Here is a 13,037-nt window from a genome sequence, read left to right as displayed (position 1 = left end):
TTATTATCCCTGTCCCTTGCGTCGGCTCGACTATGAGCTGGGACACCCTCCGACTCGACTGGGACGGCGACGTGGCGACCATCACCATCGACCGCCCCGAGCAGATGAACGCGCTCAACGCGGACACGCTCGACGCGCTCGAAGACGCGCTCGACGAGGCCGAAGACGGCGGCGCGCGGGTGGTCGTCCTCACCGGCGCGGGCGAGAAGGCGTTCATCGCGGGCGCGGACATCGGCTACATGAAGGACATCGGGTCGCCCGCCGCGCAGGCGTACGCCGAGCAGGGCCACCGCATCGCGACGCGCTTGGAGGAGTTCCCCGCCCCGACTATCGCGGCCATCAACGGCTACGCCTTCGGTGGCGGCATGGAGTTCGCGCTGGCGTGTGACCTCCGAGTCGCCTCCGAGCGCGCGCTGCTCGGCCAGACCGAAATCGACCTCGGCATCATGCCCGGGTGGGGCGGGAGCGTCCGCCTGCCGGCGCTCGTCGGCGACGAAGTCGCCCGCCGACTCATCTTCTTCGGCGAGCGCATCGACGCCAGCGACGCCCACGAGTACGGCATCGTCGGTGAGGTCGTGGCCCACGACCAACTCGACTCGCACGTCGAGGACCTCGCCGCGGACCTCGCGTCGAAGCCGCGACACGCCCTCGCGGGCGCGAAAGCCGCCATCAACATGTCCCACGACGCCCCGCGGGACGCCGCGCTCGACTTCGAGGCCCGCGTCTGGAGCGGCCTGTTCGGCACCCACGACCAGCGCGAGGGGATGGACGCCTTCCTCGACAAGCGCGACCCCGACTTCGAATAGGAACGGGCGGGAGACACCTTTTCGACGGCGCACTCGGTTGATTACCTCCCTCAGTCCTCCGAGAGAGCCGTGCTAGCACGGCTCCTACAACTGCTAAGGCGCTGCATGTATAATGAATAATCGTGCAAGATTCCATCACGCTCGGCCGCGTCGAATCCCTTCTCGAAGACCTCTCGTACCCGGTCTCGCGCCGGGACGCCGCGGCCTCCCTCGACGGTGTGACGGTGCTCATGGCCGACGGGAACGCCGACCTCGGCGAGTTGGTCGCGAACTGCCTCACGGCCGAGTTCGCCGACGCGAAGGACCTGTACTACGAACTGAACAACGCGATGCCCATCGAGGCGCTCGGCGAACCGGGGCAGTCCGACGGCGACGCCTGAGCCGCCCGTTCGACATCGGCTTTTTCAGTGCTCACCCCGCGAGCGGGGCGCAATCCTGACGCTTAAGTCCCTCAAGCGGTAGGACGTACTATCATGGAGTTTTGCGACGACTGCGGGTCCCTGATGACGCCGCAAGACGGCGTCTGGGTCTGTCCGAACGGCCACGAGAAAGCGCGCGACAGCGAAAAGGAGAAGTCGATGGTCACGACCGAAGGCCAAGAGTCCAGCGAGGTCGTCGACATGTCCGACGTGGACAACGCCGACATCGGTCCGACGACGAAGACCATCTGCCCGAAGTGCGGCCACGACGTGGCGCGCTACGAGATGAAGCAGATTCGCTCGGCCGACGAGTCCGAGACGCGTTTCTTCACCTGCGTCGAGTGCGACCACAAGTGGCGCGAAGACGACCACTGAGCGACTCGCCTTTTTCAGCCCTCCGTCCGTAACGCGGGGTATGCCCGACGCGCTCGCCCCGCCGACGCTCCCGCCGCTCGAGGGGTGGGTCCGCGTCGACGACGCGACCGACCGGCCGTTCGAACTCGGCCCCGTCAGCGTCGTCGCCCGGACCGTCGTCTACGAGGACGCCGCCATCCGCGAGCGCGTCCCGGCGACCGCCGACGGCCCGTGGCGCTTCCTGTTCGCCAGCCGCCTCGAAATTCGGCCGCACACGCCCCCGTCGAAGGCGCTGACGAAACTGGTCGGCAAGCGCGCGAGCGCCGGTTTCGAATCGCGCCTCGAAGCGCGCGGCTTCTCGGACGTTCGGCGCGTCGAGTCGCGGACGCTTCGGGTGCGAGTCGGCGGCGGCGGCGACGAGACTGATTCCGCCGGCGACGGCGGGACCGAAGCCGAGGCCGACGTGGTTCGGTACGCCGCGACCGTCGAACTCGCGGGGGTCGAACTCGCGGCCGACGCCTACCTCGCGGTGACGCCAGTCGACGGCGAGTTCCTCCTGACCGGCGGCGCGTACCCCCGCGAGGTTCGCGGCGGCGAGGCGGAGACGGCGGCGGCGCTCCGCGAGGTAATCGAACCGGAGCGGTTCAGAGAAGAGCTGTTTCGCGTGATTCGCGGCGTCGGGTGAGGCGACGCCGGCGGGCCGAAAGCGGGGCTGGCCCGGCGGCGTCGGCGTCGTTCACTCGTTGCGGGCGAAGACGAGGTAGCCGGTGTGGCCGACGCCGGCGGTCGAGGGGCGCGACCCGCGGTCGTTGAAGTCCATGTGCCGCTGAATCGTCTCGAACGTCTCCACGTCCGACAGGCCCGCCTCTCTGGCGGCTTCGACGGCCGCGCGCGTGCCCTCTACGAACGGGGAGTAGACGGCGACGTAGCCGCCCGTCACGAGGAGGTCCGGCGCGTGGCGGACGACCTCGGGCGCGTTCTCGGTGTCGAGGGTGAGCACGTCGAACGCCGACTCCGAGAGGTCGTCGACCTCGTCGGTGATGTCGCCGGTGCGAACGTCGACGCGTTCTTCCACGCCGGCGAGTTGCATGTTCTCGCGGGCGACGTCGGCGAACTCGGCGTCGCGTTCGAACGTCGTCACGTCGACGCCGAGGCGACCGAGGTACGCCGAGAGGACGCCCGTGCCGGTGCCCGCGTCGAGGACGCGTTCGCCGGCCGCGACGCCGGTGTGGCCGACGATGAGGCCGATGTCGCGCGGCATCATCGGCGCGCCGGTGCGCTCGAAGTGGTTGAAGAGGTCCGGGCCGCGCGGCTCGCGGACGAGGAACTCCTCGCCGATGTGGGTCTCGAGCGTCTGGCCGGCGTCGACGTCCTCGGGGACGGTGAGCATCCCGAGGTCGGTGTGCAGCTCGTCGCCGGGCGCCCGGAGGTACTCCCGGTCGCCGTGGACGAGGAGTATCACTCCAGTCGCGAGATGGCCGCGGCGAGGTCGCCGTCTTCGGCCTCCAGCGCTTCGCGGGCCTCGTCTTCGGGGACGCCGGCGCGCTGGGCCACGATGGCCACGTCGTCTGCCGGGATGGCGTCGGCGGCCTCCGCGGCCTCGTCGTCGCCGTCGCCGTCGTCACCGGCACCGAGTTCGCGCGTCTCGGGCTCGCCGACGATTTGGTAGGTCTCCTGGCCCTGCGCGTCCATGCGCGTGACCTGCGCGTCAGAGAAGACGAGTTCCTCGTCGGCCGTCTTGATGACGACTTCCTCGGCATCGAGCTCCGTCACGTCGATGCCCATCTGCTTCATCATCTGCTTCATCTTTCGCGGGTTCATCCCGCCGCCTCCAAACATACCCGAAGGGTCGGGGTGGGCGCTCAAAAGCGTGGCGAACGTCGGTGCGCGGCGGGCCGAGCCCGGGCCGACGGTCGCGCGCTCACTCGACCCGCGTGCTGACCGCGAGACCACTGCCGACCGGGAGAACGATGGTCTCGTACCGCGGGTCGGCCCGCACCGCGTCGAGGAACGCCGCGATGCCGCGGGTGTCGGCGTCGGCCCCGTCCAGCGCCTCAGCCTTCCCTTCGCTCCAGTCGGTGAGCGCGCCGAAATCGACGGGGCCGCGCATCACGTTGTCGGCGACGACGACGCCGCCTTCCGTGACGCGGTCGGCGACGAGGTCGAACGCCTCGGCGTAGCGGTGTTTCTGGTGGTCCAAGAGCACGAGGTCGAACTCGCCGTCGACGCCCTCGAACAGGTCGAGCGCGTCGCCTTCGAGGAAGGTCGTCCGGTCGGCGAGGCCGGCGCGGTCGAGAAAGTCCCGCGCCATGTCGAGTTCGTGGGCGTCGTGTTCCGTCAGGTAGAGTTCGGCGTCGTCCGCCATCCCCTCGGCGAACCACGTCGCGGAGTAGCCGAAGCCGGACCCGAACTCGAACAGCCGCTTCGCGTCCGCGAGGTGCGCGAGGACGCGGAGCACGCCGCCCGCTTCGGGGCCGATAATCGGAAAGCCATGCTCGTCGGCGTACGTGGCCATCTCGGCCTGCACCGCGTCGTGTTCGGGCGCGGTCGCCGCGAGGAACCGCCGCGTCTCGTCGGTCAGGATGTCCATGGCGAAGCAGGGCGCGCGAGCGACATAAAATCGGTCGCAGCGGCCGGATTCGTGGGTTCTGTCGCGGGCGCGTTTGCGCTCCGCCTTCACCGCGTCCGCCGCCGTCGGTCTCGCGGTCTCGCGCCCGTCCTCGTCGCACCCGCAGTCGGTGGCGGCACCGCGATTCGCCGACCCGCGTACGCTTAAGTAGGGACAAACCACATCTTCGACCATGTTTGATCCCGACGAGCTCGAAGAGATTCGGGAGGCGAAAGCCGAGTGGGAAGAGGAGACGCTGGGGCCGACGCTCGACCGCTTCGGGGAGCGGAAAGAGGAGTTCACGACGGACACGGGCGGCAACGTCGTCGAGCGGCTCTACACGCCCGACGACGCCGACGTGGACTACGACGAGGACGTGGGCTTCCCGGGCGAAAAGCCCTACACGCGCGGGGTCTACCCGACGATGCACCGCGGGCGGCTCTGGACGATGCGGCAGTACGCCGGCTTCGGGACGGCCGCCGAGACGAACGAGCGGTTCCGCTACCTCATCGACAACGGCTCGTCGGGGCTGTCGCTCGCGTTCGACCTGCCGACGCAGATGGGCTACGACTCCGACGCGATGATGGCCGCCGGCGAGGTCGGGAAGTCGGGCGTCGCCATCGACAGCCTCCACGACATGGAGACGGTGTTCGACGGCATCGACCTCGGCGAGGTCTCCACGTCGATGACCATCAACGCCCCGGCGGCCGTGTTGCTGGCGATGTACGTCGCGCTCGGCGACAAGCAGGGCGTCCCCCGCGAGGAGCTCCGCGGCACCATCCAGAACGACATCATGAAGGAGTACATCGCGCGGAACCTCTACATCTTCCCGCCGGAGCCGTCGATGCGGCTCATCACGGACATATTCGAGTTCTGCGCGGAGGAGACGCCGAAGTTCAACACCATCTCCATCTCCGGTTACCACATCCGCGAGGCCGGCTCGACCGCCGCCCAAGAGGTCGCGTTCACCCTCGGCAACGGCATCCAGTACGTGCAGGCCGCGGTCGACGCCGGCCTCGACGTGGACGAGTTCGCCCCCCAGTTGTCCTTCTTCTTCAACGCCCACAACAACATCCTCGAAGAGGTGTCGAAGTTCCGCGCCGCCCGGCGGATGTGGGCGAAAATTATGGAAGAGCGCTTCGGCGCGGAGAACCCGAAGTCGATGCAGTTGAAGTTCCACACCCAGACCGGCGGGTCGACGCTCACCGCCCAGCAGGTCGAGAACAACGTCGTCCGAGTCGCCTATCAGGCGCTGGCGGCCGTCCTCGGCGGCACGCAGTCGCTACACACCAACGGGAAGGACGAGGCGCTGTCGCTGCCGACCGAGAAGTCGGTCCGCACGGCGCTTCGGACCCAGCAGATTCTCGCCCACGAGTCGGGCGCGGCGGACACCATCGACCCGCTGGCGGGGAGCTACTACGTCGAGGCGCTGACCGACGACATCGAAGACGAGGCGTTCGACCTGCTCGACGAGGTCGACGACCGCGGCGGCATGCTCGACGCCGTGAAGAACCAGTGGGTCCAGCGGGAGATTCAGGACGTGGCCTACGAGCGCCAACGCGAGATTGAGGAGGGCGAGCGCGTCATCGTCGGCGTCAACGAGTATCAGGTGGACGAAGAGCCGACCGTCGAGGTCCAGGAGGTCGCCGAGGAAGATGAGAGCAAGCAGGTCGAGTCGCTCGAATCCCGGAAGGACGACCGCGACGAGGCGGCCGTCGAGGCCGCCCTGGAGGACATCCGCGCCGCCGCGAACGGCGACGAGAACCTCCTCCCGCTCATCGTCACGGCGGTCAAGGCCTACGCGACGGTCGGCGAGATATGCGGCGTCCTCCGCGAGGAGTTCGGCGAGTACGAACCCGGTATGGCCTGAGTCACCTCCGAGACTCGGGGCGCGACCACCGACCCCGACCCGGCGGCCACGTGCTGCTCCCCTCCAGTCCGACCGCCCAGTCCGTCTCGGCCCGTGCCAACTAGTCACTCGAATTATACATTCACCCGGCTAACGAGTTTTATTATCACCCCCCGAGTGGAGACAATCGAGGCTTATGATGCCGCTTATCGCATTCTAAACCCGTCACACGCCCGGCCGCCGTCTGTCGGCGCGAGGTTCGCGCCACCAGTCGCTCGACGTTCGAGCGGCGGCCGTCGCGTTGCGGGGCTCTTCGACCCGAGAGCCCCCGGTATCGCATCCGATTGTCCACCTCACCAGACGAATGTCACGAAGACGCTCCCGAGACAGTCGTACCGTCTCCGATTATCGCCCCTCGCATCACCGCCCCGCGCCCTCGCTGGCGACGCAGGCCGTCCTGCTCGCCTCGATGGCCGCGGTCGTCGCGGTCGTCACCTACCCCGTGGCGTCGCTCGCGGTCGCCGTCACCGTCGCGGCCATCGTCGCCGTCGCCCGCGCCGTCGTCACCCGGGCCGACCGCTCGATGCTGACGGTCGACGTGCCCGGCGTCCCCGTCGAGGTCACGGTCGCCCGGACCGCCCGCGACTGAGGACCGACCGAACGCCGTGAGTTCCACACCGCCCCCGCTCGCGTCCCTCACACCTCGCACACGCCACGCCTCTCACGACCACCACACCCTCCACGGCCGTCACGACTCCCGCGTCCCGCTCTTGACGCGCGCTTCCGCGCTCATTTTCGTCCCCGCTCTCGACGCGTGTCCCGCTTTCGCGTCACTCACCGACCCCGACGAGTCGGGTTCGGAGCACCCGGCCGACCGCCACGACGACCATCGCTTCGAGGTAGCCGAAGACGGCGAGCGCCGGATAGAACGTCGCCGTCTCGCGGACGCCGAACTCGTTGGCGGCGAGCGTGTCGAAGAAGAAGGCGGCAACCAGCGCGGGGAAGTCGACGACCCAAATCTCCTTCGGCAACACGCCGAAGAAACCGACCGCCCACGCGGCCGCGAGCACGGCGAAGACGGCGACTGTGGTCAGGTCTGTGGCGAGTCGAGCGAACCCGCGTGCGAGCCGCCGCGGGTCGCGGACGGCGCGCCGAGACGTCGGCGTCACCGTCGGCTCACGCCACGTCGGCGTTCGACGCGGACGCCGATTCCGCGTCGTCGTCGGCGTCGGCGTCACCGACGAGTTTGACAGCGGTCCCGTAGGCCAGAATCTCGGCCGCGCCCTGCGTTACCTCGGCGGTCACGTAGCGGACGCCGACGACGGCGTCGGCACCCATCGCCTCCGCCTCGGCCACCATCCGGTCTGTCGCCTCGTCGCGCGCCTCGGCCATCAGCCCGGTGTAGGACTTGAGTTCGCCGCCGACGATGTTTCGGAGCCCCTGCGTGATGTCGCGGCCGACGTTCCGAGCGCGAATCGTGTTCCCGCGGACGGCACCCAGCGTCACCTCGATGTCGCGGCCGACGACCGACTCAGTTGTGGTTACTATCATGACATGAGTATCGAACCGTCTGGGTTTATCCGTTGCGCCCGACGAACTGGTGACATGCACTTCGACCACGTCGGAATCGCCACGCCCGACGCCGCCGGACTGGCCGCGCTGTTCGCGGAGCTGTTCGACGCGCCCGTGGCCCACGAGGAGACGTTCGACGGCATGTCGGTCGTCTTCCTCGAACTCGAAAACGGCTACTTCGAACTGCTCGAACCCCACGAGGGGGGTGCCATCTCGAAGTTCCTCGACAAGCGCGGCGGCGGCATCCACCACGTCGCCATCGAGACCGACGACATCGAGGCCGCGCTCCGGACCGCCGAGGCCGCCGGCGTCGACCGAATCGACGAGGAACCGCGCCCCGGCGCGTGGGGCCACGAGGTTGCCTTCCTCCATCCCAAGTCCACGGGCGGCGTCCTCGTCGAGTTCGTCTCGCACTGAGCGATGACGGGAGATTACCCCGACGACGCGCCTGTGGACTCAACCGACGACGACGCAACCGCCACCGGCAGTTCAGACGGTGGCGATGAGGGCTCCGCCGCTGACGGTTCCGCACCCGGCGGCGAGGGAGGCGGGTTCGCCGGACCGATGCGCGACTGGCTCTCCCACCGGGTCGCCGCGACGCCCGACCGAGAGGCGCTCATCCACGCCGCGACCGGCGACTCGTGGACCTTCCGCGAACTCGACGCGCTCGTGGACGAGACGGCCGGCCAACTCGCCGCGCTCGGCGTTGAGGCCGGCGACCACCTCGGCGTCGTTCTCGACCCCGGCGTGGACTACGTCCGACTCATCCACGCCGCGACGCGGCTCGGGGCGGTGCTCGTCCCCCTCAGCGACCGACTCACCCCCGACGAGGTCGGCCGCAACGTCGAACTCGCAGACGTGACGACGCTCGTCTGCGGCGAGTCCACCGAGTCGACGGCGGTCGAGGCCACGACCGACGTGCCTGTCGTCTCCGTGGACGACCCGCGCTGGGAAGGCGTCATCAACCTCTCGTCTATCGCGCCGAAACGGGTCGAACCCGCGGGCTGGTCGCTCTCGGAGACGATGCTCCTGCTTTTTACTTCGGGGACGACCGGGACGCCGAAGGCCGTGAAACTCACGATGGGCAATCTGCTCGCCAACGCCGTCGCCGGGGCGTTCCGACTCGGCGTCTCGCCCGACGACCGGTGGCTCGTCACGCTCTCGCTGCACCACATGGGCGGCATCGGCCCGATTCTCCGCGGCCCGCTGTACGGGACGACCGTCGTCCTCCGCGAGGGCTTCGACGCCGGCGGCGCGGCCGACGACATCGGCAAGTACGACGCGACGGGGGTCTCGCTCGTACCGACGATGCTCAAGCGGATGCTCGACAGCAGGGGCACGCTCTCCGATTCGCTCCGCGTGGTGCTCCTCGGCGGCGCGCCCGCCCCCGACGACCTCGTCGAGCGCTGTCGGAACTACTCGGTGCCGGTCTACCCGACCTACGGCATGACCGAGACGGCCTCGCAGGTCGCCACCGCGACCCCGGACGAGGCGTTCGCCGACGTGGGGACCGTCGGGCGACCGCTCTTTTTCACCGACCTCTGGGTCGTCGACGAGGACGGCACCGCCGTCGAACCCGGGACGCCGGGCGAACTCGTCGTCTCTGGACCGACCGTCTCGCCCGGCTATTACCGGAACCCGGAGGCGACCGCCGACGCCTTCACCGACGCGGGCCTCCGGACCGGCGACATCGGCTACCGCGACGACGACGGCCTCCTGTACGTCCTGAACCGGAAGGACGACCGCATCATCACCGGCGGCGAGAACGTCGACCCCGGCGAGGTCGCGGCGGTCCTGCGGGACCACCCCGACGTGGACGACGCCGTCGTGCTCGGCGTCCCCGACGCCGAGTGGGGCGAGCGCGTCGCCGCGCTCGTCGTCCCCGCCGACCCGGAGAATCCTCCGGACGACGAGGACCTCGACGACTTCTGCCGCGAGCGACTCGCCGGGTTCAAATGTCCGCGACTGGTCGAGACCGCGGAGGAACTCCCGCGGACCGTCTCGGGGACCATCGACCGCGAGGCGGTCCGCGAGCGACTGGTCGCGGCCAAGCCCGTCGCGGAGGCCGAACCGGAGCGCGCGGCGGCCGAGGAAAGCGACGAAGCGCGCGCGACCGAGAGCGGGCGCGAAGCCGACGAATCCGAGGCCGAAGTCGACGAGGCGACGCCCGCGAGCGACGCCGATAGGGCCACCATCGACGACGCCGAGGCCGACCCGGCGGTCGCAGACGCGGACGCGGAACGGGACGGTGACGACGGTGAGGCGATAGCCGACGAAGACGAACGCGATGACGTCGAGAGCGGGGAGGGCGACATCGGCGGCGGCGACGACGGACCCGCTCCCGACCGCGACGAGGAGTGAACGCGCCCGCGAGTGAAGCGAAATCCACAGCCCGCGTCTCGCCGGGTTGTGTCCAAACAATCATTACGTTTTACCGCAAGAGGACAGTATGGTAGGTGCTACCAACCAGACGCTTCGGCCGTTCCTGTGGCGCGCGGGCAAGCTCTTTCCGGACCGCGAAATCGTCTCTCGGACCGCCGAAGGGCTGGAACGCTACACGTACGCGGAGTACGAGGGACGCGTGGCACGGCTCGCGGGGGCGCTTTCGGACGCCGGCATCGGGGACGGCGACCGGGTGGCGACCTTCTGCTGGAACCACAACCGACACTTCGAGACGTACTTCGGCGTGCCGTCGATGGGCGCGCAGTTGCACACCATCAACCCGCTTCTCCCCGACCACCACATCCAGTACATCGTCGAGAACGCGGCAGACCGCATCATCTTCGTGGACCCGTCGCTCGCGCCGAAACTCGCGGGCGCGGTCGATGAGGACGCGTTCGCCTCCGTCGAGCAGTTCGTCGTGATGGCCTCGGACGTCCCCGAGGACGTGGGACTGTCCCCGGTGACGGACTACGAGTCGTTCATCGCCGACTACCCCGACGAGTACGACTGGCCGGACCTCCCGGAGGACCAACCGGCGGGGATGTGCTACACGTCGGGGACGACCGGGGAGCCGAAGGGCGTCGAGTACTCCCAGCAGATGCTGTGGGCGCACACGATGGCGACGCTCCCCAAGTCCGGTCTCGACATCGGCGCGGAGGACGTCATCATGCCGGTCGTGCCGATGTTCCACGTCAACGCGTGGGGCCTGCCGTTTTCGACGACCGCGGCGGGCGCGAAACACGTCTATCCCGGCCCATCGCCGACGCCCGAGGACCTCGCGAAACTCATCGAGGAGGAGGGTGTGACGATGACCGCGGGCGTGCCCACGGTGTGGCTCGGCCTGCTCGACTACCTCGACGAGCACGACGCGGACATCTCGTCGCTCGAACGCATCATCATCGGCGGGTCCGCCGCGCCCAAGTCGGTCATCCGCCGGTTCGACGAGGAGTACGACGTGGACGTGCTCCACGCGTGGGGGATGACGGAGATGTCGCCGGTCGGCACCGTCGCGCATCTCAAGCCGGGGATGGAGGACCTTCCCGCGGAAGAACAGTACGAAAAGCGCGCCAAGCAGGGGCTGCTCGCGCCGGGGCTGGAGATGCGCGTCGTCGACGACGACGGGAACGAGGTCCCGTGGAACGGCGAGGACTTCGGCGAACTCTGGGTGCGCGGCCCGTGGGTGACGACCGAGTACTTCGAGCGCCCCGACGCGAACGCGGAGGACTACGAGGGCAACTGGCTGAAGACGGGCGACGTGGTCACGGTGGACGAAGACGGCTACGTCCAAATCGTCGACCGGGCGAAAGACGTCATCAAGTCCGGCGGCGAGTGGATTTCGTCGCTCGAACTGGAAAACAGCATCATGGCCCACGACGACGTGGCGGAGGCGACCGTCATCGGCGTGCCCCACGAGCGCTGGCAGGAGCGCCCCGTGGCCTTCATCGTCCCGAAGGCGGGCGCGGACGAAGCGGCGCTCAAGGCCGAACTCGTCGCGCTCGTCGAAGACGAGTTCCCGAAGTGGTGGGCCCCCGACGAGGTCGTGTTCATCGAGGAGGTCCCGAAGACCGCGACCGGTAAGTTCGACAAGAAGGTGCTCCGAGACCGGTACGACGACTCCTCGCTCATCGAGGGCAAGACGCCCGACGCGGAGGCTCCGTCGGACGAGTGAACGCCGGGTCGGTCGTGGGTTCTAACGAAGAACTAGTTTGAAGTTTAGACTGGTTCCATACACTATTTTTACTGTACAATCCTATGTCGGGACATGGAACTTCTCGACGACTCCATCGTGCCCGAACACGCCCGCGAACTCAAGCAGGAGGCCCGCGAGTTCGCCAAAGAGCACATCGAACCGGTCGCGGAGGAATACTACGAGTCCGGCGAGTACCCCCACGAGGTCCTCCAGGCGGGGATGGACGCGGGACTCGTCGCGCAGGACATCTCTGAGGAGTACGGAGGCAAGGGCTTCGACCTCCAGCAGATTCTCGCTATCTCCGAGGAGTTCTACCGCGCCGACGCCGGCATCGCGCTGACGCTCCAACTCGCCTCGTTCGGCTGCGAGATTATGGAGGACTACGGCAGCGAAGAACAGAAGGAGAAGTGGCTCCGCCCGGTCGCCGAAAACGAGCAGATTTCGGGGCTCGCGGTCTCCGAGCCGCAGACCGGCTCCGACATGGCCGGCATGGAGACGACCGCCGAGAAGACCGACGACGGCTACGTCCTCAACGGCGAGAAGTACTGGGTCGGCAACGCCGTCGAGGCCGACTGGCTGACGGTGTACGCCAAGACCGCCGACACCGACGACCGCTACTCGAACTACTCGATGTTCATCGTGCCGACGGACACCCCCGGCTACGAGGCCGAGCACATCCCCGAGAAGATGGGCATGCGCGCGTCCAAGCAGGGCCACATCGTCTTCGACGACTGCGAGGTTCCCGAGGAGAACCTCATCGGCACCGAGGGCGGCGGCTTCTACATGCTCGCGGACTTCTTCAACCACGGTCGCATCATCGTCGGCGGCCACAGCCTCGGCCTCGCCGCCGCCGCCATCGAGGAGGCGTGGGAGTTCGTCCACGAGCGGCGGGCGTTCGGCCGCAACGTCTCGGAGTTCCAGGCGGTCCAGCACATCCTCGCCGACATGCGCATGGAGTTCGAGGCGGCCCGCGCGCTCAACTGGCGCGCCGCCGAGAAGGTCGAAAACAACGAGGACGCCGGCTTCTGGGCGGCCGCCGCCAAGACGAAGTCGACCGAGACGGCGGTCGACGTGGCCGAACGCGGCATGCAGCTCCACGGCGGTCGGTCGGTCCTCAACGAGTACAAGATTTCGCGGGTCTACCGCGACGTTCGCATCCCGGTCATCTACGAGGGCGCGAACGAGATTCAGCGCAACCTCATCTACCGGCAGGGCGCGCTGTAAGGCGACCCTGGGCCGGGGGTGGAACTGACAACTCGTTTTCCGGTTTGGCATCGCTTGACCGGAACGCAGTTAC

The 13,037-nt window shown here is 68.4% G+C and carries 15 protein-coding genes; 10 read left to right on the top strand and 5 right to left on the bottom strand.

Annotation, left to right across the window (positions count from 1 at the left end):
• The first annotated feature begins 32 nt into the window (after positions 1 to 32).
• The 4 genes from C457_RS07085 (at position 33) to C457_RS07070 (ending at position 2,264) form a co-directional block, all read left to right on the top strand.
• The gene (locus C457_RS07085) at positions 33 to 806 is read left to right on the top strand and encodes an enoyl-CoA hydratase/isomerase family protein (RefSeq protein ID WP_004977135.1); all 774 of its coding nucleotides are present in this window, start codon (positions 33 to 35) and stop codon (positions 804 to 806) included.
• 122 nt (positions 807 to 928) lie between these two features.
• Positions 929 to 1,186, top strand: a complete 258-nt coding sequence (locus C457_RS07080) for a DUF5789 family protein (protein ID WP_008093196.1) — start codon at positions 929 to 931, stop codon at positions 1,184 to 1,186.
• A 93-nt stretch (positions 1,187 to 1,279) separates the two neighbouring features.
• Positions 1,280 to 1,600, top strand: coding sequence for a transcription factor S (locus C457_RS07075; protein WP_049905217.1), 321 nt, complete (start codon positions 1,280 to 1,282; stop codon positions 1,598 to 1,600).
• Between the two features lie 40 nt (positions 1,601 to 1,640).
• Positions 1,641 to 2,264, top strand: coding sequence for a DUF6517 family protein (locus tag C457_RS07070; protein WP_008093194.1), 624 nt, complete (start codon positions 1,641 to 1,643; stop codon positions 2,262 to 2,264).
• Positions 2,265 to 2,315: 51 nt separating this feature from the next.
• Here C457_RS07070 and C457_RS07065 read toward each other — a convergent pair whose 3' ends face one another.
• The 3 genes from C457_RS07065 to C457_RS07055 form a co-directional block, all read right to left on the bottom strand.
• Positions 2,316 to 3,041 carry a methyltransferase domain-containing protein gene (locus C457_RS07065; protein WP_008093192.1) on the bottom strand — a complete coding sequence of 242 codons (726 nt, stop codon included), beginning with the start codon at positions 3,039 to 3,041 and terminating at the stop codon, positions 2,316 to 2,318.
• The gene (locus C457_RS07060) at positions 3,038 to 3,418 is read right to left on the bottom strand and encodes a nascent polypeptide-associated complex protein (protein ID WP_081909204.1); all 381 of its coding nucleotides are present in this window, start codon (positions 3,416 to 3,418) and stop codon (positions 3,038 to 3,040) included. The genes C457_RS07065 and C457_RS07060 overlap by 4 nt, the downstream gene beginning before the upstream one ends.
• 82 nt (positions 3,419 to 3,500) lie before the next feature.
• Positions 3,501 to 4,169, bottom strand: coding sequence for an O-methyltransferase (locus C457_RS07055; RefSeq protein ID WP_049913425.1), 669 nt, complete (start codon positions 4,167 to 4,169; stop codon positions 3,501 to 3,503).
• 211 nt (positions 4,170 to 4,380) lie between these two features.
• On the opposite strand from C457_RS07055, the gene C457_RS07050 reads away from it, so the two are divergent.
• Both C457_RS07050 and C457_RS20870 read left to right on the top strand, forming a co-directional pair.
• Positions 4,381 to 6,057 carry an acyl-CoA mutase large subunit family protein gene (locus C457_RS07050; protein WP_008093188.1) on the top strand — a complete coding sequence of 559 codons (1,677 nt, stop codon included), beginning with the start codon at positions 4,381 to 4,383 and terminating at the stop codon, positions 6,055 to 6,057.
• A 343-nt stretch (positions 6,058 to 6,400) separates the two neighbouring features.
• Entirely contained in the window at positions 6,401 to 6,685 is a 285-nt protein-coding gene (locus C457_RS20870) for a hypothetical protein (protein WP_233514186.1), read from the top strand.
• Between the two features lie 181 nt (positions 6,686 to 6,866).
• On the opposite strand, the gene C457_RS07040 is transcribed toward C457_RS20870, so the two are convergent.
• A complete protein-coding gene (locus C457_RS07040) occupies positions 6,867 to 7,205 on the bottom strand; it encodes a hypothetical protein (protein ID WP_008093186.1) in 339 nt (112 codons plus the stop codon).
• Between the two features lie 7 nt (positions 7,206 to 7,212).
• Positions 7,213 to 7,587, bottom strand: coding sequence for a YbjQ family protein (locus C457_RS07035; RefSeq protein ID WP_008093185.1), 375 nt, complete (start codon positions 7,585 to 7,587; stop codon positions 7,213 to 7,215).
• 54 nt (positions 7,588 to 7,641) lie between these two features.
• On the opposite strand from C457_RS07035, the gene mce reads away from it, so the two are divergent.
• The 4 genes from mce (at position 7,642) to C457_RS07015 (ending at position 12,964) form a co-directional block, all read left to right on the top strand.
• Positions 7,642 to 8,025 (top strand): methylmalonyl-CoA epimerase, encoded by a 384-nt coding sequence (mce, locus tag C457_RS07030; protein ID WP_008093184.1) that lies wholly within the window; start codon positions 7,642 to 7,644, stop codon positions 8,023 to 8,025.
• A 3-nt stretch (positions 8,026 to 8,028) separates the two neighbouring features.
• Entirely contained in the window at positions 8,029 to 9,969 is a 1,941-nt protein-coding gene (gene menE / locus C457_RS07025) for an o-succinylbenzoate--CoA ligase (protein ID WP_049913424.1), read from the top strand.
• Between the two features lie 88 nt (positions 9,970 to 10,057).
• The gene (locus C457_RS07020) at positions 10,058 to 11,719 is read left to right on the top strand and encodes a long-chain fatty acid--CoA ligase (RefSeq protein ID WP_008093182.1); all 1,662 of its coding nucleotides are present in this window, start codon (positions 10,058 to 10,060) and stop codon (positions 11,717 to 11,719) included.
• Positions 11,720 to 11,812: 93 nt separating this feature from the next.
• Positions 11,813 to 12,964: an acyl-CoA dehydrogenase family protein gene (locus C457_RS07015; protein WP_008093181.1), complete on the top strand. Its 1,152-nt coding sequence runs from the start codon at positions 11,813 to 11,815 to the stop codon at positions 12,962 to 12,964.
• The last annotated feature ends 73 nt before the right edge of the window (positions 12,965 to 13,037 follow it).

This window comes from Haloferax prahovense DSM 18310 (assembly GCF_000336815.1).
In the GTDB taxonomy this organism is placed as follows: domain Archaea; phylum Halobacteriota; class Halobacteria; order Halobacteriales; family Haloferacaceae; genus Haloferax; species Haloferax prahovense.
Note: the sequence above shows the minus strand (reverse complement) of the source record. Positions and strands in the feature narration are given on the sequence as shown.